Source organism: Acinetobacter sp. 228, assembly GCF_048147885.1.
The window spans coordinates 88,398-111,303 of the sequence record NZ_JAYWYV010000001.1 but is presented as its reverse complement, the minus strand read 5'-3'; the positions used below and the strand labels follow the sequence as shown (position 1 = coordinate 111,303).

At 40.8% G+C, this 22,906-nt stretch carries 23 protein-coding genes and 2 tRNA genes; 8 read left to right on the top strand and 17 right to left on the bottom strand.

What is annotated here, in order from left to right; all coding sequences use genetic code 11:
• Positions 1-18: 18 nt before the first annotated feature.
• Both VXQ92_RS00495 and VXQ92_RS00490 read right to left on the bottom strand, forming a co-directional pair.
• Positions 19-603 (bottom strand): 1-acyl-sn-glycerol-3-phosphate acyltransferase, encoded by a 585-nt coding sequence (locus VXQ92_RS00495; protein WP_416679882.1) that lies wholly within the window; start codon positions 601-603, stop codon positions 19-21.
• Between the two features lie 388 nt (positions 604-991).
• Complete coding sequence (locus VXQ92_RS00490; RefSeq protein ID WP_416679881.1) at positions 992-2,146, bottom strand: LuxR C-terminal-related transcriptional regulator; 1,155 nt, start codon at positions 2,144-2,146, stop codon at positions 992-994.
• A gap of 234 nt (positions 2,147-2,380) precedes the next feature.
• Here VXQ92_RS00490 and VXQ92_RS00485 point away from each other — a divergent pair, with 234 nt between their 5' ends.
• Positions 2,381-2,875, top strand: a complete 495-nt coding sequence (locus VXQ92_RS00485) for a copper resistance protein NlpE (RefSeq protein WP_416679880.1) — start codon at positions 2,381-2,383, stop codon at positions 2,873-2,875.
• 69 nt (positions 2,876-2,944) lie between these two features.
• Here the strand turns inward: VXQ92_RS00485 and VXQ92_RS00480 are convergent, their stop codons facing one another.
• Complete coding sequence (locus tag VXQ92_RS00480; protein ID WP_416679879.1) at positions 2,945-4,753, bottom strand: YadA-like family protein; 1,809 nt, start codon at positions 4,751-4,753, stop codon at positions 2,945-2,947.
• Positions 4,754-5,292: 539 nt separating this feature from the next.
• On the opposite strand from VXQ92_RS00480, the gene VXQ92_RS00475 reads away from it, so the two are divergent.
• The gene (locus tag VXQ92_RS00475; RefSeq protein WP_064095609.1) at positions 5,293-5,667 is read left to right on the top strand and encodes a hypothetical protein; all 375 of its coding nucleotides are present in this window, start codon (positions 5,293-5,295) and stop codon (positions 5,665-5,667) included.
• A gap of 400 nt (positions 5,668-6,067) precedes the next feature.
• Here VXQ92_RS00475 and groL read toward each other — a convergent pair whose 3' ends face one another.
• The 4 genes from groL to VXQ92_RS00455 form a co-directional block, all read right to left on the bottom strand.
• On the bottom strand, positions 6,068-7,702 hold the full coding sequence (gene groL, locus VXQ92_RS00470; protein WP_064095611.1) for a chaperonin GroEL: 1,635 nt from the start codon (positions 7,700-7,702) through the stop codon (positions 6,068-6,070).
• 69 nt (positions 7,703-7,771) lie between these two features.
• A complete protein-coding gene (locus tag VXQ92_RS00465; protein WP_064095612.1) occupies positions 7,772-8,062 on the bottom strand; it encodes a co-chaperone GroES in 291 nt (96 codons plus the stop codon).
• 169 nt (positions 8,063-8,231) lie between these two features.
• Positions 8,232-9,008 carry a metallophosphoesterase family protein gene (locus tag VXQ92_RS00460; protein ID WP_416679878.1) on the bottom strand — a complete coding sequence of 259 codons (777 nt, stop codon included), beginning with the start codon at positions 9,006-9,008 and terminating at the stop codon, positions 8,232-8,234.
• Positions 8,989-9,927: a diacylglycerol/lipid kinase family protein gene (locus VXQ92_RS00455; RefSeq protein ID WP_416679877.1), complete on the bottom strand. Its 939-nt coding sequence runs from the start codon at positions 9,925-9,927 to the stop codon at positions 8,989-8,991. Before VXQ92_RS00455 ends, VXQ92_RS00460 begins: the two co-directional genes overlap by 20 nt.
• 415 nt (positions 9,928-10,342) lie before the next feature.
• Between VXQ92_RS00455 and VXQ92_RS00450 the strand changes: the two genes are divergently transcribed.
• Both VXQ92_RS00450 and VXQ92_RS00445 read left to right on the top strand, forming a co-directional pair.
• Positions 10,343-12,172 (top strand): phosphoenolpyruvate carboxykinase (GTP), encoded by a 1,830-nt coding sequence (locus VXQ92_RS00450; protein ID WP_064095615.1) that lies wholly within the window; start codon positions 10,343-10,345, stop codon positions 12,170-12,172.
• Positions 12,173-12,306: 134 nt separating this feature from the next.
• Positions 12,307-12,729, top strand: a complete 423-nt coding sequence (locus VXQ92_RS00445) for a hypothetical protein (protein WP_416679876.1) — start codon at positions 12,307-12,309, stop codon at positions 12,727-12,729.
• Between the two features lie 61 nt (positions 12,730-12,790).
• Here VXQ92_RS00445 and VXQ92_RS00440 read toward each other — a convergent pair whose 3' ends face one another.
• A complete protein-coding gene (locus VXQ92_RS00440) occupies positions 12,791-13,459 on the bottom strand; it encodes a class I SAM-dependent methyltransferase (protein WP_416679875.1) in 669 nt (222 codons plus the stop codon).
• Between the two features lie 137 nt (positions 13,460-13,596).
• Entirely contained in the window at positions 13,597-14,445 is an 849-nt protein-coding gene (gene folD, locus VXQ92_RS00435) for a bifunctional methylenetetrahydrofolate dehydrogenase/methenyltetrahydrofolate cyclohydrolase FolD (RefSeq protein ID WP_064095618.1), read from the bottom strand.
• Positions 14,446-14,598: 153 nt separating this feature from the next.
• On the opposite strand from folD, the gene VXQ92_RS00430 reads away from it, so the two are divergent.
• Positions 14,599-14,672 (top strand) — tRNA-Cys (locus VXQ92_RS00430).
• A gap of 10 nt (positions 14,673-14,682) precedes the next feature.
• Positions 14,683-14,768 (top strand) — tRNA-Leu (locus VXQ92_RS00425).
• 152 nt (positions 14,769-14,920) lie between these two features.
• Here VXQ92_RS00425 and VXQ92_RS00420 read toward each other — a convergent pair.
• From VXQ92_RS00420 to VXQ92_RS00410, 3 genes are all read right to left on the bottom strand, one after another.
• Positions 14,921-15,826 carry a helix-turn-helix transcriptional regulator gene (locus VXQ92_RS00420; RefSeq protein ID WP_416679874.1) on the bottom strand — a complete coding sequence of 302 codons (906 nt, stop codon included), beginning with the start codon at positions 15,824-15,826 and terminating at the stop codon, positions 14,921-14,923.
• A 135-nt stretch (positions 15,827-15,961) separates the two neighbouring features.
• Positions 15,962-16,162, bottom strand: a complete 201-nt coding sequence (locus VXQ92_RS00415; RefSeq protein ID WP_064095620.1) for a hypothetical protein — start codon at positions 16,160-16,162, stop codon at positions 15,962-15,964.
• 245 nt (positions 16,163-16,407) lie between these two features.
• Positions 16,408-17,400 carry an NAD(P)H-quinone oxidoreductase gene (locus tag VXQ92_RS00410; protein ID WP_416679873.1) on the bottom strand — a complete coding sequence of 331 codons (993 nt, stop codon included), beginning with the start codon at positions 17,398-17,400 and terminating at the stop codon, positions 16,408-16,410.
• Between the two features lie 129 nt (positions 17,401-17,529).
• On the opposite strand from VXQ92_RS00410, the gene VXQ92_RS00405 reads away from it, so the two are divergent.
• The gene (locus VXQ92_RS00405; protein WP_416679872.1) at positions 17,530-17,973 is read left to right on the top strand and encodes an N-acetyltransferase; all 444 of its coding nucleotides are present in this window, start codon (positions 17,530-17,532) and stop codon (positions 17,971-17,973) included.
• Positions 17,974-17,996: 23 nt separating this feature from the next.
• Complete coding sequence (locus tag VXQ92_RS00400) at positions 17,997-18,341, top strand: thioredoxin family protein (RefSeq protein WP_416679871.1); 345 nt, start codon at positions 17,997-17,999, stop codon at positions 18,339-18,341.
• An 18-nt stretch (positions 18,342-18,359) separates the two neighbouring features.
• On the opposite strand, the gene VXQ92_RS00395 is transcribed toward VXQ92_RS00400, so the two are convergent.
• The 5 genes from VXQ92_RS00395 to cysD all read right to left on the bottom strand — a co-directional run bounded on the left by VXQ92_RS00395 (position 18,360) and on the right by cysD (position 22,701).
• Positions 18,360-18,620, bottom strand: a complete 261-nt coding sequence (locus VXQ92_RS00395; RefSeq protein ID WP_416679870.1) for a DUF2798 domain-containing protein — start codon at positions 18,618-18,620, stop codon at positions 18,360-18,362.
• A 32-nt stretch (positions 18,621-18,652) separates the two neighbouring features.
• A complete protein-coding gene (locus tag VXQ92_RS00390; RefSeq protein WP_416679869.1) occupies positions 18,653-19,171 on the bottom strand; it encodes a PadR family transcriptional regulator in 519 nt (172 codons plus the stop codon).
• A gap of 434 nt (positions 19,172-19,605) precedes the next feature.
• Positions 19,606-19,878, bottom strand: a complete 273-nt coding sequence (locus VXQ92_RS00385; protein ID WP_416679868.1) for a hypothetical protein — start codon at positions 19,876-19,878, stop codon at positions 19,606-19,608.
• A gap of 145 nt (positions 19,879-20,023) precedes the next feature.
• On the bottom strand, positions 20,024-21,637 hold the full coding sequence (gene cysN / locus VXQ92_RS00380; protein ID WP_416679867.1) for a sulfate adenylyltransferase subunit CysN: 1,614 nt from the start codon (positions 21,635-21,637) through the stop codon (positions 20,024-20,026).
• Between the two features lie 149 nt (positions 21,638-21,786).
• Positions 21,787-22,701 (bottom strand): sulfate adenylyltransferase subunit CysD, encoded by a 915-nt coding sequence (cysD, locus tag VXQ92_RS00375; protein WP_064095628.1) that lies wholly within the window; start codon positions 22,699-22,701, stop codon positions 21,787-21,789.
• Positions 22,702-22,906 lie beyond the last annotated feature (205 nt).

Genomic DNA, 22,906 nt, shown 5'->3' with positions numbered 1-22,906 from the left:
GCTTTTTCCAACCTAATTTTAACTCTGATAATAGCGCTGATCTACACTGAAGCATTCAGGGAATTTTGGTTCAATATCTGCATAAAATGCCATAATTTCTGCCATATCCTTTTCATAATCCCCCGTCGGATAGACAATTTTTCCTACACCAGTTTTTTTCTTGGCATAGTCCATATAGGCCAATGCAATTGGCACACCAGCATTGATGGCGACATGATAAAAACCCGTCTTCCACTGTTCCTGCTTGGCTCGGGTCGCTTCTGGCGTGACCAGCATGACCAGTTTCGGATGGGTCTTGAATAATTCCGACATCACCTGAACCATACTCGGACGAGGCTCCCCCGGCTGTTTAGGTCGGCGATCAATACCGATTCCACCCATAGCTCGAACAAAAGGCCCCAATGGAAACTTCATATAACTGTCTTTAATGGTTAAGCGAACATTCACCCCTAATGCTTTCAAAGCCAGACGCGCATAAAGTGCATCCCAATTACTGGTATGTGGCGCAGCAATCATGACACATTGATCTAAATCTAATGGCCAGTGATTGTCAATTTCCCAACCCAGCATGTTCAGGCTTTGTTCTGCTAACTTCTCAAACACGTCACGCACCAATTCAATTCAAAATTGCGCGAATTTTAACAACCTAAGCAAATATAGATAGCGCAAAGAGATCAATAAATAACCAATTAATCTATATTTGTATAATTATATTTTTCAAATGAAAGATTAATTTATAGTTCTAATATTTGATCCCTACTGATCAATAAGTCATAAAACGGCTTTATGCTCTTAGCTCTAAAATGGAGCGAAATAAAGGAATATTCAGACCTTGAAAGCCCTGCAACAGGCTGGCAAAATCAAGTATGTATCTCAAATATTATGACAATCATCTTATTATTAACTGTAGATAATAAGCACTCATTCTACTCAAAGTAGGCCAAATAATTTGGCTAAACTCGATTAAATTTTAAAGTTAAATTTAACTATTTTAATCAACATGTTCAAAATGACTCGTACAGCCCATCAATAAATGCATCAGCTCGATTTGCGAACAACAGTGGGTTTTTTCATAGATATTTTTAAAATAAGTCCGAACCGAACTAAGGGTAATGCCACACTGCTCTGCAATGTCTTCTATTTTATATCCATTAATCAACAACTCACATAAATCAAATTCCCGTTTAGAAAGTTGATAGCACTGTTGTAGATAAGCTCTTGAAAGTGAATAATGCTGGTTTTTATGGGTCATAAATAATGCAACCTGATGTTGGGCAGACTGTAAATGTTGCATATTTCTTAATTTCTTAAAGGGCACCACTGTAAGCATGAGTTGCGCGCCCGTAGTATCACTTAGCGCCAGAACCCCGCCTGCTTCTGTGTGAATAGCCGTATCTTCGAGTAAAGCAGTTTCCAGCAATTGATCGAGACGTATCTGCTGCCCAGGAGCGGCTTTCAGACGATTATGCATATCTAAATCAAGACATGAACTTTGATCTAGCATCTTTTGTGCAACCGGATTGGAATAGCTTAAACACAAATTTTGGTCCAGCAGTAAAATTCCTGTCTTGAAATTATCCAATACCGTATACAAGCTTAAATTATCTTGCTGGATGACATTGATTTGCCGATGAATTTGCAAAGCCCGACGTAAATGGAGACTGATACGCCTTAAAAAATCCAGCTCAACCTGCGCAAAAGGCTGCACTTCGCGTGTACGATGAATACCCAATACTGCCCAACGATAATTCCCCCGATCCAGCAGTACTCCTGCCAGATGACAGATACCACTCGGTTTTAAACATTTTTCATAGAATACATAGTGATCGGTTCCCGGATGCTGGGCATAATGCTGACAGCTTTGACTTAATGCCTCTCCTATCTCGCTTCCATTCCATAATGGCATATGCAGTTTCATATCAACTACTCTGATCCGGTCATCTTGATAAGCGGCCAGAGTTTCATTTGGGATATTATGCGTATACACAAAATCATAACCTGGATTAAGCTGATCCAGACCGGTAAAAATTGCGCTCTTGCTTTTAGTATGGTTCACAATATCTTTGATTACGTCCAGCCATAGATTCGGCAATAAAGCAGCATCATAAATTTTTGCGATCAGATTATTTTCTCGTTCTAACTTCATTATCCTCTGCTCTTTATCATTATCATTATTTTCTTAATAATAGCGTTCAGAATCCCAGAACGAAACAGCATAAAATTACTTTGAACTTTGATAAAAATTATTTAATTCTATTCAACTAGGAGTAACTTCAGCCTCATTCACCTAATGAATCAAACATTAACAGGATTGCCCTAGTTATCTGTACAGACTACTTTTAAGCTAAGTGGTAGCAACTAAATCAATAAGGTCTGAACAATGAAAAAACTACCACTTATTGCAGCGACAGCAGCCACTCTTGCAGTAGCCTTAAGCGCATGTTCAAAGCCAAATAATAATGAACCGATGAATAATAATGCTGAATCAAGCCCGGCAACCATGGAACAAAACACCGCAGATACCAACATGACTCGTGCTGATAGCGCAGAAACCTCACTAGACTGGGCGGGTGAATACGAAGGTGTTTTCCCTTGTGCGGACTGTGAAGGAATTAAAGTCGAATTAGACCTGCATCCAGATAAAACTTATGAGCTCAATGAAGAATATTTGGGTAAAACTGGAAAGAATGAGTTTGAGACTAAAGGAAGTTTCAGTTTTGACCCTCAAGATCCGTCTATCATTACTCTAGATAACCATGCTGACAATCGTAAGTTTTTTGTGGGTGAAAATTTTATTGAAGCACGTGATGTAGAATCAGGTAAAAAAATTGACAGTAATTTAAATTATAAATTAGTTAAAAAATCTGCATCTTAATTTTGTAAACATATAAAAAAATCCCCGCAATTGCGGGGATTTTTTAGTTTCAATCAGGCTAAGCTTAAATTATTTACCGCCAAACACATATGAAACACCTACACGACCACCAACTTCGCTACCACCGAAACCTAGTGCAGCGCTTAGAGAAGTACGGCCATCAGCAAGAACACTTGCAACACCTAGAGCAGCAGCAGATTCACCTTCATAGTGACCTACACCGCCAAACACTGCGTACTGACCAGCACCGATGTTAGGAATTTGTTGTTGAGTCGCTAACGCGATAGCGATACCACGGTAAGAAGTCTTCTCTACATCATCAATACGGCTGTTCAATTGACCAACACGGCTATTGAATCCTGCAACTGCATTATCAGTATAAGCATTTGCAGAGGCTAAAGTTGCTGCATCCCCCTCTACAGCTGCAGCACGAATCGCCTGACGGTCTGTTGCCGCTGCTGTTAAACCTGCATCAACTGCAGCTACAGCTTCGGTTACGAATGTTTGATTTGCAGCTAATTGAGTTTCAACTTGTGCCACAACTTCCTGAGTTGCTTCACCTACAGAAGTTTGAATATTTTGAACGATACTTACACCACCGATCTGGAAGTCAGCAGCATTAATTACGCCTGTAGTGTTGATACCATCTGCATTTACTTCTGTGAACTTATCTGCTTTACCAGTTTCTTTTTGAGAAACAACTACACCATAAGTATTTTTACCATCTTCAGATTTTACAATACCAGTAGTTACTGATTGGGAAGATACTTCTGTAGTTGTACCTACATCACCTAAACCGAAACGGTCGCCTTCTTCAAAAATGCCACCTGCAACTGCGCTACTTATAAGCACATTTGTTGCGCTTGCTTGAGTACTTTTAGATTCGCCATAAACAACTGCGTTAGAATTAACACTCTTAGTTACCGTCGTACTTTCAGTTGTACCAGTAGCAACGTCTGCTACACCTGTCGCATATTGTGTAAGTGTGCTAATTTTTGCATTTGATGCAGAAACAGTCCCATCTTGATTTACTTGATACAGCCCCTTACCTACAAGTTCAAAATAGGTATTATCTTTGTCATCTCGGTATGAACGTGTTTCGAACTTTTCTACATCAGCATTTGGTTTTGTGATGGAAGCTGTCACAGTACCTTTAGTAGCATCAATCTCTATATTATCGTAAGCCTGCCCATCAAAATCTGATACAGAAGCTAGACCCAAGCCATTATGTGTTAATGCAGCACCAGTACCTGTAACTTTACCATTAGCAGCAAAGTCAAGGTTATAGGCTAAAACTCCGTGAGTTTCCAACTGCGTATTAGATTTACCAGTTAATTCATTTGGTAAAGCGCCAGCTACTAAAGTATTAACAGTACCAGTATTTACTTGGTTGCCACCTTCTGCATTATATGCTTTCACTTCGATAACAACATTACCATCAGCACTAATGAATGTACCTTCTACAAATTTCTTTTCATATGCAGCAGTACCTGTTTGGTTTTGAGATTGAGACCAAACATGCAGAACACCTTCATCATTATTGTTAGGCGTAATACCATGATCAACTACACCACCAGCATCAGAATCGGTTTGAGAGTCTACTTGACCCCCTAACGCTAATTCATAACCTGCAGGTAATTGACCATTTGCTACAACCGAACCAAATTCGTATCTATTTGTATCTTCATTAAATTCAAGGTTCCAGTACTCATATCCCTCATTACCATTGGCTAACTTAAGTACCACATCACCTTCAGCATTCTGATAAACCCAAGCATCTGCTTTCACTGGATCAGGTAAATTATTAAGTGCTGCATTTGTAGAAGTGAAAGCTGCAAATGCTAAAGTTGCTGCCAATAATGTCTTTTGAAATTTCATATAAATTTCCTTCAATTTTTATAAAAAGACTGGTCTACCCTAGGATTGATGTAAACCAGCAAAACTGATTTGAATGTCTGGTTGTTCTGGAGACTGCCATCCACTACAAACCGCTGTCATAGCGGTTCTGCAGCAATAATAAACAAAAAGAAACAATAATATCAATCAATATTTGATTTAATTTTAAAGTAATAATTAACTAGATATATTAATAAAAAATAAATATTTAATAATTTCAATTGTTTAATTACAAAAAATGATACATAAAAAAATATATATAAATCGAAAGTTGATATAGATTTGTGGGAATTTTAATAATTAAGTTAAACTAATAAATAACCGTGGTATCTAAATAGTCCTTTTCATCTTAGGAGGGCCCTACAAAAAGGAGGTGATGCTTTGATAGAGATCACAAATTTGTTTTTTATTTAACATATTTCTTGTTTTTTGATTAATTTAACTTTAAAGCTACAATTTAATAAACAAATAATTGTACAAAAAGTATAAAATATAAAAAGGTATAAGATTTATTTTGGATTATGAGTAATCAACAAGAAAAAAAGCTATTTGCTGAACGATTGAATAAAGCTTTGCTGGAAGCAAAGCATCCTATTAGTCCCACTTACTTGGCGAATGAATTTAACAACCGTTACAATGGTCAACCTATCAGTGTACAGTCAGCCAATAACTGGTTATTAGGTAAAGCAATTCCTAATCAGGATAAGTTAGCCATATTAGCCTTATGGTTAAATGTATCTAATCAATGGTTACGTTTTGGAGACATTGATCAAATAAATACACCTAATAGTAATTCATTAGAGTCAATGGATTTAGATTTTCTATTGAAATTCAGAAGATTAAGTAATTCTCAAAAGAAACTGGTTACTTCATTGATAGATGAAATTCTAAGATAATTTATTATGTAGAAGCTTCATATAATGTTGCTTCTCCTTCCTGTAGATCTCAAGCAAATCTTCATATTCTCTTATTTTTGCATATAATCTTTTCAGCTCATTTTTTTTAATGACCACTGAATCTATAGGATCATAACAAGTTCCTAAACATGCCTTTTTTTTCTGTTCCATACTTAAAATAATAAATCAATATTTGATTAAATCATAAACCATCTACAATAAAAAACCAATAAAAAAGCCACAAAAATATACTTTTGTCTATAAAACTGTGACCTGGTTCATAAGCAAAAAAACAATTTCAATCAATCACTTAATTTTACTTATTAAAGGAAACCATATTTTTTAATCAAAAAATCCCCGCAATTGCGGGGATTTTTTTATGAAATGATCAGCTGATGAATTACATCATACCGCCCATACCACCCATACCACCCATATCAGGCATCGCAGGTTTGTCTTCTGGAATATCAGTGATCATGCATTCAGTTGTTAACATGAGGCCAGCTACAGATGCAGCGTGCTCAAGTGCAGAACGAGTTACTTTCGCTGGGTCAAGAATACCCATCTCTAGCATGTCACCGTATTCGCCAGTTGCAGCGTTGTAACCAAAGTTACCTTCGCCATTTTTAACAGCGTTGATCACTACAGAAGGCTCATCACCCGCGTTAGATACAATTTGACGAAGCGGTGCTTCGATCGCGCGGCGAAGAATGTTGATACCTACATTCTGGTCATCGTTCGCGCCTGTTACACCTTCAAGTGCTTTAGCTGCACGTACCAGAGCAACACCACCACCAGCAACAACACCTTCTTCAACTGCAGCACGAGTCGCGTGAAGCGCATCATCTACGCGATCTTTCTTCTCTTTCATTGCAACTTCAGTTGCAGCACCGATTTTGATGACAGCAACCCCGCCAGCAAGTTTCGCTACACGCTCTTGAAGTTTTTCTTTGTCATATTCTGAAGTCGACTCTTCAATCTGTGCACGGATTTGCTGTACACGCTCAGAAATCTGAGTTGCATCACCAGCGCCATCAACAATTACAGTATTTTCTTTAGATACAGTTACTTTATGTGCAGTACCCAAGTGATCAAGTGTTGTTTGATCAAGCTGCATGCCGATTTCTTCAGAAATTACAGTACCGCCAGTCAAGATCGCGATATCTTGAAGCATCGCTTTACGGCGATCCCCAAAACCAGGCGCTTTCACTGCACATACTTTGATGATGCCGCGCATGTTGTTTACCACAAGTGTAGCCAGTGCCTCACCTTCAACATCTTCAGCAATGATCAGCAGCGGTTTGCCAGTTTTTGCAACAGCTTCAAGTACAGTGATCAGTTCACGGATATTACCGATTTTCTTATCAACAAGAAGAATGAACGGATTTTCAAGTTCTGCTGTCAAAGTATCTTGTTTGTTTGCAAAGTACGGAGAGATATAACCGCGATCGAACTGCATCCCTTCAACTACATCCAGCGAATCCTCGAAGCCTGAACCTTCTTCAACCGTGATCACGCCTTCTTTACCTACTTTTTCCATCGCTTGCGCAATCAGCTGGCCTACAGTCGTATCAGAGTTAGCAGAGATCGAACCTACTTGTTCAATAGCTTTAGAGTCTGATGCTGGTTTTGCAGTTGCCTTGATGTTTTCAACAACAGAACGTACTGCAATATCGATACCGCGTTTCAAGTCCATTGGGTTCATACCCGCAGTTACTGACTTGATACCTTCGTTCAAGATTGCTTGAGCAAGAACAGTCGCAGTCGTTGTACCGTCACCTGCGATGTCATTGGTCTTAGAAGATACTTCGCGAACAAGTTGAGCACCCATGTTCTCGAACTTGTCTTTTAAAGTAATTTCTTTGGCTACAGTAACACCATCTTTAGTGATGTGCGGCGAACCAAAAGAACGGTCGATGACAACATTACGGCCTTTAGGACCAAGCGTAACTTTTACTGCATCTGCAAGGGTGTTTACACCAGCAATCATTTTTGAACGAGCTGAATCACCAAATTTTACGTCTTTAGCTGACATATTTGACTCCGAATATTATTGTATCTTTACAAAATCTGATTTGGAACGAATAAAACTTTTTAGCGTAGATTAAGCTTCTAATACTGCTAAAATGTCAGATTCTTTCATGATTAAAAGCTCTTCACCGTCTACTTTTACAGTAGTACCTGCATACGTACCGAACAATACTTTGTCGCCAACTTTTACATCTAGTGCACGTACACCATTGTCGGTGATTTGACCATTACCAACTGCAATAACTTCCCCTTGAGCAGGTTTTTCAGCAGCCGAACCAGGAAGTAAAATCCCTCCCGCTGTTTTAGTTTCTTCTTCAACACGACGAATAACAACGCGATCATGTAATGGACGAATGTTGCTCATAAATAACTCCATCAGACTAAGTCTTTTTTAAGGTCACTGATGACGACTTAATTATTCCATGGGTCATCATCAAAAATTTTTGATGTCACTTTTATGGAGATGGAATAAAACGCTTCAAGGGCAAAAATGAAAAAAAATTGGTTTTTTTTAAAGAATTCTTAATTTTCGTCTATTTCTTGGACAGATCAGCTTTAAACACAAAAGATTGTGCCATTTCATCGAACAGATATTGAGAAATGTTTCCTGTGGCATCAATCAGGTTAAAGCTATTAGGTTCATTTTGATGCAGACGATTTGAGGCAGAAGTCCCCGCATGTACATCGTAAACTGGATGATCCAATCCTAGCTCAAATATCTGGTTCAGATCATAAGTCGCCGGTTGATGCAGATGTCCATGCAACACACCAAACAGGCCATGCTCCGCCCAGGCTTGTAACGCAATTTTAGCCATCAGTGGGCTGTCCTTGAAACCGCGCTTGTTTTGAGAAGGCACATAAAAAGGTTGATGGCTGACAATGATTTTTAGTTTGGAAACCGGCGCTTGGGCCAGTTTTATATCAATACGTTGAATCTGCTCAAGCGATAAATGTCCTTTGGTATGATACCGGCGTCGAATTGAATTCACGCCAATCAGGTAAAAGTTTTCTGTTTCAAACACCGGCTCCAATTCACCAAAAAAAATCTGGTAGCGGGTGAATGGATTGAAAAACCGATTCCACAAATGATAAAGCGGAATATCATGATTACCTGGAATTACCATATAAGGTGTATCGAGTTGATCCAGAAATTTCTTACAGTCAAAGAACTGACCAAAACGCGCACGTTGCGTCAGATCACCACTCACCACTACCGCCTCCAATGGGTGAGACTGGCAAAATTGCTGAATCGCTTTTAAACACTCCGGTCTTTCTGTACCAAAATGCAGATCAGAAAGATGTAGAATCATGCGGCACCATTACATTTAAAGCATTTTTTAAAACTGAAATATTTAGAGGAGGTGTCATTTCTACAGTCTCCCCATCTATGGCAATCATCAGCTTGTTACGTCTAGATTCAATCCGTACCTGATCCGCAGCAAAACTATACACATCAGATGCTTCATCAATCTTGCCCCGGACGAGCTGATATACCAGCTTAAACAACGTCATTTTGTCACTTTTAGCGACTACGACACCGGCAACCTTTCCCTGTTCCGCAGCCTGAGCAATCCGCATTTTCATTTCGGCCAGTTGTAGTGGATTATTACCAAAAAAAATCAAGGGAGTTTTAACCGGGTATTTTTTTTGATCTACCCAGATTTTGAGTTTTAATTCTTTGCGATCGCGAATCAGCACATCTAGCGCAGAGGTATAGGCATGGATAGGTAGCCGTCCAAAGATCCGGTTGTAATCTTCACGCTTTTTAATAAATAAAGGATAGAGTCCCAAACTGGCATTATTCAGGTAAATTTCCTGATTAATGCGAGCGACATGAATGGATTTAATCTGACCTGTGGCAATGACTTGTGCGGCTTCAACCAAGTCCAAAGGAATACCCAGCAACCTTGCTACATAATTAAAAGTACCTAAGGGCAAAATACCTACCGGAATCTGCGTTTCAAGCAAATGTTTTGCGACAGAGTTCAATGTTCCATCTCCACCAGCTGCGACCACTACCCCAGGTTCGACAGACTGCTGATGGCGCAGCAAAACTTCGGCCATAATTGTTATAAATTGCTGTGAATCATTGATTTCATAGCTTTTAATCTGATAACCATGCGTTGAAAAAATTTCCATCAATTGCTTATAATTTTCTTGCTGATCGAGTAAACGAAAACCAGAATTATGATTATAAATAATCGATAAGGGTTTAGATTGATTAGACATTTTTTGTTCAGATTAATGTAGACCTATTGGCATTTTGTCCAATTCATACACAATTAATAGTGGCTTTATGTAAAATTCAAATAGTGACCATTTATTTAATCAATAACAAACAAGATTAAATCATTTTATTTATATTATTGATTTTAAATAAAATAATTAAAATAAATACCATACATAAAATTAATAAATATTATATTAAGTCTTTGAATTTATTTGCATCTAACTGTTTTTTCTATATTTAAATTGAAAATAACATAATATTCCAAATAAGATCCAACGCTTCTTTGGTCTTATTTTTTTTACGATTTTATGCTTTAATACAGCCACTTTTTTTTCATATTTCATCTGGCCAGTATTTTATTGACCAGATTGTACTTTGTACAACATTTTGTACACATTTGAGATAGGCCTCACCATGACCCAAGTGAACGCACCAGAATTCGTTCGTCACCCTAAGCTTATTGCGTGGGTGGAAGAAATTGCTAAATTGACAAAACCAGCAAAAATTGAATGGTGTGACGGTAGCGCAGAAGAATATCAACGTTATATCGACTTGATGATCGCTAACGGCACAATGCAAGCACTTAACCAGGAAAAACATCCGGGTTCTTATCTTGCAAATTCTGATCCTTCTGACGTTGCTCGTGTTGAAGGTCGTACTTATATCTGTTCAGAAAACAAAGAAGACGCTGGTGCGACCAATAACTGGGAAGCACCTGCTGAAATGCGTGCTCGCCTGAACGGTTTGTTCGACGGTTCTATGAAAGGCCGTACTTTGTACGTTGTACCTTTCTCTATGGGTCCTTTAGGTTCTCATATTGCACATATCGGTATCGAACTGACTGACTCTCCTTATGTAGCAGTCAGCATGTCTAAAATGGCTCGTATGGGTAAAGCTGTTTATGACGTTTTGGGTACTGATGGCGAATTTGTTCCATGTGTACACACAGTTGGTGCACCTTTAGAAGAAGGTCAAAAAGACGTTGCCTGGCCTTGCAACCCTGAAAAATGGATCGTGCATTATCCAGAAACGCGTGAAATCTGGTCTTACGGTTCTGGTTACGGCGGTAATGCATTGCTTGGTAAAAAATGCCTCGCTTTACGTATTGCATCTTATATGGGTCGTCAACAAGGCTGGTTAGCTGAACACATGCTGATCCTTGGCGTGACAAATCCACAAGGCGAAAAACACTACATCGCAGCTGCATTCCCATCTGCTTGTGGTAAAACAAACTTCGCGATGCTGATTCCACCAGCAGGCTACGAAGGCTGGAAGATTGAAACTGTAGGTGACGATATTGCCTGGATCAAACCAGGTGAAGACGGTCGTCTATACGCAATCAACCCTGAAGCTGGTTTCTTCGGTGTAGCGCCTGGTACGAATACCAAGACCAACCCGAACTGTATGGCTACACTGCACAAAGACGTGATCTATACCAACGTTGCTGTGACTGACAACGGCGAAGTTTGGTGGGAAGGTCTGACTAAAGAAGCACCTGCTAACCTGACCAACTGGAAAGGTCAACCACACACTGGCGAAGAAAAAGCAGCGCATCCAAACGCTCGTTTCACCGTTGCTGCTGGTCAATGCCCTTCTATCGATGCTGATTGGGAAAATCCAGCGGGTGTTCCAATTTCTGCGTTCATCTTCGGTGGTCGCCGTGCAGACACAGTACCGCTAATTTCAGAAGCTATTGATTGGGTTGATGGCGTGTATAAAGCTGCAACCATGGGTTCTGAAACCACTGCCGCTGCTGTTGGTCAACAAGGTGTTGTTCGTCGTGACCCATTCGCGATGCTGCCATTTGCTGGCTACAACATGGCTGACTACTTCACGCATTGGTTAGAAATGGGTGAGAAAGTGGGCGAGAAAGCTGCTGCTGCAGGCAACAAGCTTCCAGGTATCTACAACGTGAACTGGTTCCGTCGTGATGCTGAAGGCAACTTCGTATGGCCTGGTTTCGGTCAAAACATGCGTGTTCTTGAGTGGATCATTGACCGTTGTGAAGGTCGTGCGACTGCTGTTGAGACTCCAATTGGCCGTGTTCCAACTTACGAACAGTTGAACTGGAACGGTACTGATTTCTCTAAAGAACAGTTTGACCTGGTAACTTCTCAAGACAAAGATCAATGGATCAAAGAGCTTGAAAGCCACACTGAATTATTTAACAAATTAGGTGATCGTTTACCTGAAGCGTTGAAAAAACGTCAAGCTGAATTACTTGAAGCTGTTAAATCTGCTTAAGTGCTGATTTAATTTAAGAAGGTCGCGTAAGCGGCCTTTTTTATTAGGTGTCTAAACAATTGATCACAATTCGCCAGATCAACAGATCTGGCAAACTATGGCATACTCGGGACAATACATCAGGGAATATAACTATGAATAAAACCACAATTTTTTTAGGATTAGGTCTCAGCAGTCTACTCATCAGCGCATGCCAGACAGCACCACAACAATTTAATGGCCAGACAGGTTATGAAGTCCTGGAGCGTTCAGAAAATGCTGCGACCCTGAGCTATACACTCGCAGGACGACCAAGCCAAGATAAAAACCGCCTGCAAGCCGCTTGCAGACAGGTTTTAGGCAACTCTAAAACTTATAATATCCAGATTCTAAGCATAAATGAAATTCCCAACCCCACTGCGGAACAAGAACAATATGGCCGACAATTAGGGAACAGCCGTACGCAAATCAGCTTAAGCAATACACCTGATTTATATAATAGCGATAACCCCGGTGCACGCGAAGCCTTAGATGCCCGCCCGACGATCATGCGTGTGATTCGTTATACTTGCTCTTAATCACTGATACTTATTTAAAATGAGGCAATAAAAGGGCTAACAACCCTTTTATTTTTTAACTTTAAAGGGTTTTATAAAAACTGACATTACGAAACTCGGGTGACTCATCTAAATCTGGCCAGGTCGTTGCGCTGCGTTCCTCCAGTTTTTCGTATTGGGGATGGCTAAAGTTTTTGACCCGACTATCTGCAACCCATACCTCAGGTGCAAATTTTAAAAACTCGTCCAAGAAGAAACGGTTGCACTGGTCATACAGGACATCAGCGGCCAGCAAAATGTCTACCTGCTCTGCCTTATACAAATCATCCAGATATTCAAGCTCGACATCATTCAGCTCAGCATTGGCGCGACATGCCTCCAGACTGACCTGATCGATGTCACAACAAATCACACGTTTCGCGCCCGCCATTTTTGCGGCAATTGCTACTACACCCGACCCTGCACCAAAATCCAGCACCACCTTATCTTTGACATGATGCGGTTCTGCCAGTAGCCACTGTGCCATTGCCAAGCCTGAAGCCCAACAAAAGATCCAGTATGGCGTATCGTTCCAGATGCGACGGATGATTTCATCATCCAGCTTATCTGTCGGAAATACTGGCGGAATCAGCCAAAGTGAAATTGGCGTTTCAGGCAATTGCTGTGCCAGCAACTCACAACCGGGAATTACCTCATGCAAGGGTTGAAGTAAATGATCAGGGGCTTTGGGGAATTGAAAAGTACAGCTCATTGGATTTCTTTTAATTGGTATTTATATCTTTGAAGAATCTCCCCTAGCCCCTCTTTAAAAAAGAGGGGGAAACTCCATCCAAAAATAGTGATCAGAGTTCCCTCCTTTGAAAAAGGAGGGTTAGGGAGGATTTAAAATTAACCTAGCGCTTTTTCAGCAGCTTCAACCGTTTGACGAATCAAGGTGGTAATGGTCATAGGACCTACACCACCTGGAACTGGCGTGTAAGCAGAAGCTATTTCTTCAATACCTTGTAACTGGATATCCCCCACACCACCGCCATCACGTGGATGGAAACCGGCATCTACAACTACTGCACCGGGTTTGATCCAGTCTTTCTGAATCAGCTCAGCCTTACCTACCGCACCAACAATGATATCTGCTTGCTTCACGAAGCTTGCAAGATCTTGAGTACGTGAGTGGCAAATGGTCACAGTTGCATTGGCTTCAAGCAGCATTGCTGCCATTGGTTTACCCAAAATTGCAGAGCGACCAACCACTACCGCATGTTTACCAGCAATTTCAATGTTGTTTTCTTTCAGGATGGTCATGATGCCTGCAGGCGTTGCAGAACCATAAGCTGCTTCACCCATTGCCATACGGCCGTAGCCCAGACAAGTGACACCATCTACGTCTTTTTCAAGCGAAATTGCATCAAAACATGCACGCTCATCAATTTGCGCAGGAACCGGGTGTTGGAGCAAAATACCATGTACATCTGGGTTTGCATTTAGTTTTTCAATTTCAGCAAGTAATTCTTCAGTAGTGGTCTCCTTAGGAAGTTCCACTTTAAGTGAATCCATACCAACACGGCGGCAAGCATTGCCTTTCATGCGAACATAAGTAGCAGATGCACCATCGTCACCTACCAAAATCGTCGCAAGAATTGGAGTACGACCTGATTTTGCTTTCAGCGCTTCTACGCGAGTAAACAAGTCAGCTTCTATTTGCTTCGCCAATGCACGACCGTCTAGAACTAATGCCACAGCATTTCTCCCAAGTGTTGATATGAATCAATTTTGCACATTCTACATGATAATGCTAAATATTTTCCGCCAGATGCTGTTTTTATGCGCATACGAATGAATACACTATTGTTTTTTTTTCTGAGCTTGATAATATACGCATCAACAAGACGCGGCGGGGTGGCAGAGTGGTCATGCAGCGGACTGCAACTCCGTGGACGCCGGTTCGATTCCGACCTCCGCCTCCATCTTGTTAAAGCCCGAGTGGTGAAATCGGTAGACACAGGGGATTTAAAATCCCCCGCCCACAAAGCGTGCCAGTTCGAGTCTGGCCTCGGGCACCATTCTTCTACTACAGAAAGATGGTGCAAATAAAGAACCCAGCGAAAGCTGGTTTTTTTATGCCTTTAATTTAGTTATTCCAAAAAATGAGTAAGTCTAAATTTCCTGTTTAAGTTTCATTACCTATTATGCCACCCTGCTTTCATTTAAAATATCATCCGGCAGAGCGTAAATATCCTTGCAGATCCTGTTCCAGTTTTTGCTGAAAATGAATTGGTTCAATGATTTTCACATAAGGTAACCAGTAACGCACCAAAGGCAGTAACTGCATTTCATGACGAATCTGGCAACTAATCAATAATTCTCCAGACTCCAGCTCCTGCTCAATCTGCTGTTCCGGAAATAAACGGCGCTCTTTAAAAAATACTGTGACTGCAGGCTGTACCTTGACCAAAACCTGCTGTTTTTGCCGTCCAAACCAGATACTGTCTTCATCTGTTAGCATTTTCAGTACTTCAGAATCATGCTCAAAACTTTCAGCCTCGAAGACCAGTTTTACCTGCTGCAACTGGCTTAGGCGATAGGTTTTCAACTCGCCCTGTATCACACCAGCCAAGTACCAGATACCATGATGATGAATCAAGCGATAAGGCTGGATAATTTGCACTTGATCTGAATAGAGTAGCTCAATCTGCTGACGTTTATAGATCGCACCTGCAAGCAGCTTGAAATGTTCGGCAAACTGTTTGGCATCTTCAAAATAGTAGCCTTTTGCCGAAAATACCTGATTTGCCCGCTCATCCAGCAGTTCACGTATAAAAGACATATCCAGTGTCGGGTACAGATCACTGATCCCGGACAATTGGGCAAAATTCTGGATATCCTGTAACTTGAAACGTCCTAAATAGGAAGGTTCAAGATAATAGCGTTTTGTATTTTCATCCTGTATCAGCGGCAAATAAGAATTAAGGCGATCAAAATCACGCTCAATCGTTCGGGTGCTCACCTGAAATTCTCGTGCCAACTCCTGCACATTTAACTGATGCCCTATATTAAGTTTGGTTAAAATACTGGCCAAACGTTCTGCAAGGCGCTCATGCGTTGACGCATTGCCCTTCATAAATCCCCTCTTTCGCTATTTTTAGCGCAATGCATACTCTGCTTAGAATTTTTAAATTATGGGAAAATTATACAGCTTAATAAAAATGAGATTAGAGTTAATTACTTCAACTTAAGGCTAATAGGCACAGTCTTTTTAAGCTTTTTTACGGCGTTTAAAAGCAGATTTAGAACTTTTCCGGTTAAGCCGTTCCATATAGCGTTCCAGATGCAGCATGGCCTGATACAGCTTGTGTAAATCCGAACGGATGAACTGATTAAGAATAATGACTTTATGTAACCGCTTTAATGCCCGAAAGCCGTGTTCACGCGTATAGGGAGCTGACACTATTTTCATCATATACTTCCTCTTGTTATGTGATATTTCATTCAATACCAAACAATTTAGTCAGGTTAATTTTAATTGTTAATTTACTCCCCAGTTTCGACAGGTTGTGTCGAACAATTAACATTTTTACCATTTTTTAAAATTTAAACCCCTATATCAATCAATTAATTTAAATTGGTTGTCATTTTTTATGCAAAATAAAAGCCAACACAAGTTGGCTTTTATTGTTTTTAGTATTCTAATCACAAGAATAATTAGATGATTTCCACCACAATTTTTCCAATATGCTCACCCGTATCCATGGCTGCATGCGCCTCCTGAATCTGGTCAAACTTAAAGGTCTGATAAATCATTGGCAGACATTCGCCTTGTGCCCATAAGGGTGCCACATGCGTTTTCAAACCTTGTGCAATTTCAGCTTTTTCAGCCGTGCTACGTGCACGCATTGTTGAACCGGTAATAGTCAGACGTTTCATCATGATCTGACCCAGTTTCACTTCCTTAGCCTTGGCACCACCTAAAAATGCGATATATACCAGACGGCCATCACGGCGGAGCAAATTCAAATTACGCTCTAAATATGGCGCACCGACCATATCCAGAATCACATCTACACCTGCCTTATCCGTTGCTTCATTAATGACCTGCTCAAAGTCCTGAGTCTTGTAATTGATTCCTGTGGTTAGATGTGAAATCGCCTGGATTTTTTCGTCACTACCTGCTGTGGCAAAGGTTTTAATCCCCAAGGATTTACATAGCATGAGTGCCGTGGTTCCAATCCCACTGGTTCCGCCATGCACCAGTACCGTTTCTCCTGCCTTGGCTTTACCCATCTGGAACACATTTGCCCACACCGTAAAGAAGGTTTCAGGAATCGCGGCGGCCTGCACAAAGCTCACGCCTTCAAGAATATTTAAAGTCTGGCTTTCAGGTACGACGCAATATTCTGCATAGCCACCACCATTGGTCAGGCCACAAACCTTGTCACCGACTTTAAACTGACTTACACCAGTTCCGACCGCAACCACTTCACCTGCCACCTCCAGACCTGGAACAGGAGTCACGCCTTTTGGCATCGGGTATAGACCCTGACGCTGCAAGATATCCGGACGGTTAATCCCAAAGGCATGAACCTTGACCAGCACCTCGTCAGCTTTGGGTTCAGGAATAGCAACTGTTTCATAAGCGAGTTTATCCACCCCACCCGGTTCTGTAATAATGACGTGTTGCATGTTTTGTTGCGACATGGATTGTTTCCCTAACATTGATGTTTTATCTCTCTTAAACTTATTTGAACATAGAACGCTTATGGATTGAAGGCTAATGGACTTATGTATAATCTTTGGGGTATTTTATAAATTGATATCAAGCAGACCATGACTATTATTATTCAAAAAGTTGAAACAGAAGATATAAATCCAGTTCTAGACATCTGGCTACATGCCTCCTTACAGGCGCATGCCTTTATTCCCGCAACATATTGGCAACAACAGCTGATTGCCATGCGTGATCTATATCTGCCTCTTTCTGAAAATTATGTAATCAAAGAAAATCATACAGTTATGGGTTTTGCCTCACTGCTAAGATCAGAGCAGGTATTGGCCGCACTTTTCATTGATCCCGCCCAGCAGGGCAAAGGTTATGGTGTACGTCTGCTGGATTTCCTGAAACAGCAATGTGAGCAACTGCATTTAAATGTGTATGCTGAAAATACCTCAGCAGTTCAGTTCTACCAGAAACAAGGGTTTAAAATGACCAGTCAAGGGATTGACCAGAATACCGGCCATGCAGAACTGGCTATGAGTTGGTGCAGGCCTTGATCCGGAACATATAAGGGCAATTTATGTCAGCAGTCATCCTTTATAATGAAGATAATTATAGCGATTTTGAATGGTATGAAGGCCTTGCGGTGATCCGCTTCTATGCAGACTGGTGCAAGCCATGTGTTCAAAACTTTCCTGTATTTGAACAACTGGCAGGGTATTATGCTGAGTACAAACCAACCATCAAGTTCGGCAAGATCAATGTCGATCAATCGCCAATTCTGACTTTACGCTATAACGTCTATGGCCTACCTTCCACCCTGATTTTTAAAAATGGCCAGATTATTCACCGTATTGCCGGTGTAAAAAATCTGACTGAAATGAAAGCCATTCTGTCTCAAGTAATGGACGAATCATCCAACTGATGCAAGCAGACCAATGCCCTATTTGGCAGATTGATTCGGCATCTGCACAAACTGCATCAGGAATTTACGCACCAGTGGGAGTACCACCAGAATCAGTGGAAATGCCATCAGCCATGACATGCTCCAGGCATGCAGCCACACTGAGATAAACTGATCACTCCAGCCTTTATTCAGTAGCAGATTAAAGCAGGAAATTGCACCACTCATAATACCGGAAAGGATCAGCGGCATGAGCCAGTTCAGATGTTTGGCATGAAATTTGGGAACTATATTTTTCATCATTTTACCTAATTTTTAAATCGTGAATCGAATTACAGACGTGTGATGTTTATTGCTGCTTGGTCGATCTGTTTTGCAATCTTTTGAATATCTTCAGTGCTTAATTCATCATCAAACAGTTTGTATCGCAATGCAGCTTTCAGACTTTCCATCGCAGTATTAATGTCGATATAACGCTCATCATCTTTAATCCGGCGACGGGTTTCAAACCGGCGAAGAACTTTTTGCAGGGTTTCCTGATAGCTTTCCAGATGCTTAAGACCTTCGTCAGTAATGTGATATTGCTTGCGCTCATCAGCACTCATAGTCACTTGTGTATATTGCTGCTCTTCCAAATAACTAATGGTTGGACAGATCGTGCCGGTGCTCGGCTTGTAGTTTCCGCCGACCAGAGCAGCCACTTCTTTAATAATGTCATAGCTAAACCTGGGTGCCTGGGCAATAAAATGCAGCACCAGCAATTTCATTTCACCTGCTTCAAACAGACGTTTGCGAAGTTTTGGAGAGTTTTCTTGTTCTTCTGAAATAACAGAGTGAGGACTTACAGGCATGGTTAAGATATATCTTAAATTTAATTAAGATATATCTTATTGAGAATTTAATTAAAATTCTAGTTCTAATTCAACTTTTATTTGATCAACTTAAGCATCTAGAAAACCATCATGAATAATTTTATTTCTCATTTCTTTTAGAAAAGTCAAACTTGATGATTCGGACTCAAATAAACTTCCACTTAATTCATTCAACCTCAATAGTTTTCTTTTACCATGTTTAATATCATATTTATAACATTCAAGCTTTTGATAAGAAGAAAGTGTTATAAATTAATTTTCTTTCAAATTGATATGCATAATCCATCAATAGAGAGTGATATTCTTCCACCCCATTCTTGTAAAAAGATTGATTATTATTTTGTTCACCCTTTACCTCATTTAAATTAAAGTACAACATTTCAATTTCTCTTTTTTAACAGATTAATTCTTAATTATTTCCGACTCAAAAATTCTTTTATCATCTTTTCACTTACATCTTCCGGATAACAAAGTGGTGCATATCCACCAGCGCGGTTATAAGCACTGCGTTTCCCACAACGGCTGCCATTACGTGCAGTATTGTAAGGGCATGGACAATTGCCCGGATAACTCTCAATCGACTGTTTAATAATCTTCTGCTTGATTGCTTCAACACTTTGACTACTCTGTTTGGCTTCAGCTCCAAAAGCTACACACAAACCAACCAGTAATAATAATTTTTTCATAAATACCCCCATCTAGGGAGCATTGTATTAATTGACTAGTAAATTGAAAGATCACATTTTGACTAATCGAATGATTTTCATGCAAACAAAATTTAGGCAATAAAAAACCCGCTTTACAGCGGGTTTCTCTAAAACCAATCCAGTCTTATAGACGAACCAGTTCCACAATTTTCTCAGCAAGTTCTTCAGCAGATTCCTGAGCAAAAGTAACATCTGTACCTTCAGTTGCATCAGTTACTACAATCACACCAGTTTCACGAACCAGCGTAACTTGATCAGCTGAAAGACCCGCTTTCGCAATCGCAACCACACCTTGCTGGATCAGCAGGCTTTCAAGTGCTTGAGCATTTTCCAGTGCCTTAGCAGACACAGTTACTGCGGCAGGTTTCTGACCTAAACGCGCAGCACGCGTTTCAGCCGTTACAGGCTCGTTGTGCGCAGTCCATTCCACTGCCGCCTCAACCATCCCCGCACCCACAGTCACGTTGCTTAGACGGTCAATAAAGATGAATGAGCCGGTGTAACGACTATCCTGATAACGGTCGAATACCACTGGCGCATCAAATTCGATAGTGACATCAGCAATTGCATTCAGCTCCAGTTGCTCTACTTCCATTTTTTCCAATGTATTAACATTGGTACGGTAGTGAATTTTCGCAACTTTTGCTGGAATGGTCTGAGTACCGAACTTCACGTTATAAAGTTTGCCAATGACTAGCGGCTGGTCATTCATCCAAACCACTGAGGCTCGCGCGGAACGTGAAATTAAAGGCTGCTCACCCGCTTTAACGAGAACGTTACCACGTGAAATATCAATTTCATCATTCAAAGTTAAAGTAATGGCTTGCCCCGCAACAGCGTGATCCAGATTACCATCAAAAGTGACGATTTCTTTGACTGTTGATTTCTTGCCAGATGGCAGCGCAACAATCTCATTACCAACTTTTATTTCGCCCAGTGCGATGGTACCGCAGAAACCACGGAAGTCGAGGTTCGGACGGTTCACGTACTGAACCGGAAAACGGAATTCATCTTTGCTGGTATTACGCGTAATTTCAACAGTCTCCAAAGTCTCCATTAAGGTTTGACCTTGGTACCACGGCATATTTGGTGATTTGTTAACGACGTTATCACCGTTGAGTGCAGAAATTGGCGTGAAAATAATATTTTCAGGCTTACGTTCACCCAACTGTTCAATGAACTTGTTGTACTCCGCCTGAATTTCATTGAAGCGTGCTTCAGAAAATTCAACCAGGTCCATCTTGTTCACGGCCACTACGATATTATGAATTCCTAAAAGACTCGCAATAAATGAGTGACGGCGGGTTTGGGTCTGCACGCCATAACGCGCATCAATCAGGATGATCGCAAGATCTGCTGTCGACGCACCTGTCGCCATGTTACGGGTGTACTGTTCGTGTCCCGGTGTATCAGCAATAATGAACTTACGTTTTTCAGTCGAGAAATAACGGTAAGCCACATCAATAGTAATGCCCTGCTCACGTTCGGCCTGTAAACCATCTACAAGAAGCGCCAGATCAGGTGCATCGCCAGTGGTACCGACTTTTTTCGAGTCACGGGTAACTGCCTGCAGCTGATCTTCATAAATCAGTTTTGAATCGTAAAGCAGACGACCAATTAAAGTTGATTTACCATCATCTACGTTACCGCACGTCAGGAAACGCAATAAGTCTTTATTTTCATGTTGTTTCAAATAACCCAAGATATCTTGGCTGATTAAATCAGATTGATGAGACATTGCTCAAAGCTCCACAAATACGTTGAAATCGGTTGCTAATCTTTAAATCCACCTGAATCCTCCTTTAATAAAGGAGGACTTTCCTCCAATCAATTTCTGGAGTTCCCCCTCTTTAGAAAAGAGGGGGGTTAGGGGGAGATTACGAGACTCTAGAAATAACCTTCCTGCTTTTTCTTTTCCATCGAACCTGCTTCATCATGATCAATCATACGGCCCTGACGTTCAGATGTGGTCGCTAAAAGCATTTCCTGGATAATTTCCGGCAAGGTGTTGGCTGTAGATTCCACAGCACCCGTAAGCGGGTAACAGCCTAGAGTACGGAAACGAACCGATTTCATTTGTGGTACTTCGCCTGGATTCAGGCGCATACGCTCATCATCCACCATGATCAGCGTGCCATTACGCTCAACCACTGGGCGTTCAGCCGCCAGATACAATGGCACAAGTTTGATATTTTCAAGATAGATATATTGCCAGATGTCGAGTTCAGTCCAGTTAGACAATGGGAATACACGGATACTTTCGCCTTTATTCACTTTACCGTTGTAAAGGTTCCACAGCTCTGGGCGCTGGTTTTTCGGGTCCCAACGGTGTTTAGAATCACGGAATGAATACACGCGTTCCTTCGCGCGTGACTTTTCTTCATCACGACGTGCCCCACCGAAAGCTGCATCAAACTGATATTTGTCCAGCGCCTGTTTCAGACCTTGGGTTTTCATGATGTCGGTATATTTTGAGCTACCATAGTCAAATGGATTTACGCCCGCATCACGGCCTTCCTTGTTCTGATGCACGATCAGATCAAAGCCATGTTCTTTGGCCATGTTGTCACGGAACGTGATCATGTCTTTGAATTTCCAGCCTGTATCTACATGCAGCAATGGAAATGGAAGTTTTGCAGGATAAAACGCTTTTAGTGCCAAATGCAGCATTACTGCTGAATCTTTACCGATTGAATACAGCATGACCGGATTTTCAAACTCGGCAGCAACTTCGCGGATGATATGAATACTCTCAGCTTCGAGCTGTTTGAGATGAGTAAGTCTTTCCTCATTTAACGACATGGACAACACCAGCTTAGAAAAACGTGTACTTATGACACTTTTGAAAATTTATATTCATTATAGTGATTTACCTATCCTATCCATTGCTTGTTTTATGATATTGATATATCAAAAGCTCATATAAAAATTCATCAATAATGAATATCAGTTTTTATGAATCAAGGTTTTGCATAACGCAGGCGTGGATATTTTGTAGTATTTATCT

What these genes read in the sequence shown, in the direction of transcription:
- VXQ92_RS00490 (WP_416679881.1), bottom strand. Translation starts at nt 2,146, where the DNA reads ATGAAGTTAGAACGAGAAAATAATCTGATCGCAAAAATTTATGATGCT.
- VXQ92_RS00485 (WP_416679880.1), top strand. Translation starts at nt 2,381, where the DNA reads ATGAAAAAACTACCACTTATTGCAGCGACAGCAGCCACTCTTGCAGTA.
- VXQ92_RS00480 (WP_416679879.1), bottom strand. Translation starts at nt 4,753, where the DNA reads ATGAAATTTCAAAAGACATTATTGGCAGCAACTTTAGCATTTGCAGCT.
- VXQ92_RS00475 (WP_064095609.1), top strand. Translation starts at nt 5,293, where the DNA reads ATGAGTAATCAACAAGAAAAAAAGCTATTTGCTGAACGATTGAATAAA.
- groL (WP_064095611.1), bottom strand. Translation starts at nt 7,702, where the DNA reads ATGTCAGCTAAAGACGTAAAATTTGGTGATTCAGCTCGTTCAAAAATG.
- VXQ92_RS00465 (WP_064095612.1), bottom strand. Translation starts at nt 8,062, where the DNA reads ATGAGCAACATTCGTCCATTACATGATCGCGTTGTTATTCGTCGTGTT.
- VXQ92_RS00460 (WP_416679878.1), bottom strand. Translation starts at nt 9,008, where the DNA reads ATGATTCTACATCTTTCTGATCTGCATTTTGGTACAGAAAGACCGGAG.
- VXQ92_RS00455 (WP_416679877.1), bottom strand. Translation starts at nt 9,927, where the DNA reads ATGTCTAATCAATCTAAACCCTTATCGATTATTTATAATCATAATTCT.
- VXQ92_RS00450 (WP_064095615.1), top strand. Translation starts at nt 10,343, where the DNA reads ATGACCCAAGTGAACGCACCAGAATTCGTTCGTCACCCTAAGCTTATT.
- VXQ92_RS00445 (WP_416679876.1), top strand. Translation starts at nt 12,307, where the DNA reads ATGAATAAAACCACAATTTTTTTAGGATTAGGTCTCAGCAGTCTACTC.
- VXQ92_RS00440 (WP_416679875.1), bottom strand. Translation starts at nt 13,459, where the DNA reads ATGAGCTGTACTTTTCAATTCCCCAAAGCCCCTGATCATTTACTTCAA.
- VXQ92_RS00420 (WP_416679874.1), bottom strand. Translation starts at nt 15,826, where the DNA reads ATGAAGGGCAATGCGTCAACGCATGAGCGCCTTGCAGAACGTTTGGCC.
- VXQ92_RS00415 (WP_064095620.1), bottom strand. Translation starts at nt 16,162, where the DNA reads ATGAAAATAGTGTCAGCTCCCTATACGCGTGAACACGGCTTTCGGGCA.
- VXQ92_RS00410 (WP_416679873.1), bottom strand. Translation starts at nt 17,400, where the DNA reads ATGTCGCAACAAAACATGCAACACGTCATTATTACAGAACCGGGTGGG.
- VXQ92_RS00405 (WP_416679872.1), top strand. Translation starts at nt 17,530, where the DNA reads ATGACTATTATTATTCAAAAAGTTGAAACAGAAGATATAAATCCAGTT.
- VXQ92_RS00400 (WP_416679871.1), top strand. Translation starts at nt 17,997, where the DNA reads ATGTCAGCAGTCATCCTTTATAATGAAGATAATTATAGCGATTTTGAA.
- VXQ92_RS00395 (WP_416679870.1), bottom strand. Translation starts at nt 18,620, where the DNA reads ATGAAAAATATAGTTCCCAAATTTCATGCCAAACATCTGAACTGGCTC.
- VXQ92_RS00390 (WP_416679869.1), bottom strand. Translation starts at nt 19,171, where the DNA reads ATGCCTGTAAGTCCTCACTCTGTTATTTCAGAAGAACAAGAAAACTCT.
- VXQ92_RS00385 (WP_416679868.1), bottom strand. Translation starts at nt 19,878, where the DNA reads ATGAAAAAATTATTATTACTGGTTGGTTTGTGTGTAGCTTTTGGAGCT.
- cysN (WP_416679867.1), bottom strand. Translation starts at nt 21,637, where the DNA reads ATGTCTCATCAATCTGATTTAATCAGCCAAGATATCTTGGGTTATTTG.
- cysD (WP_064095628.1), bottom strand. Translation starts at nt 22,701, where the DNA reads ATGTCGTTAAATGAGGAAAGACTTACTCATCTCAAACAGCTCGAAGCT.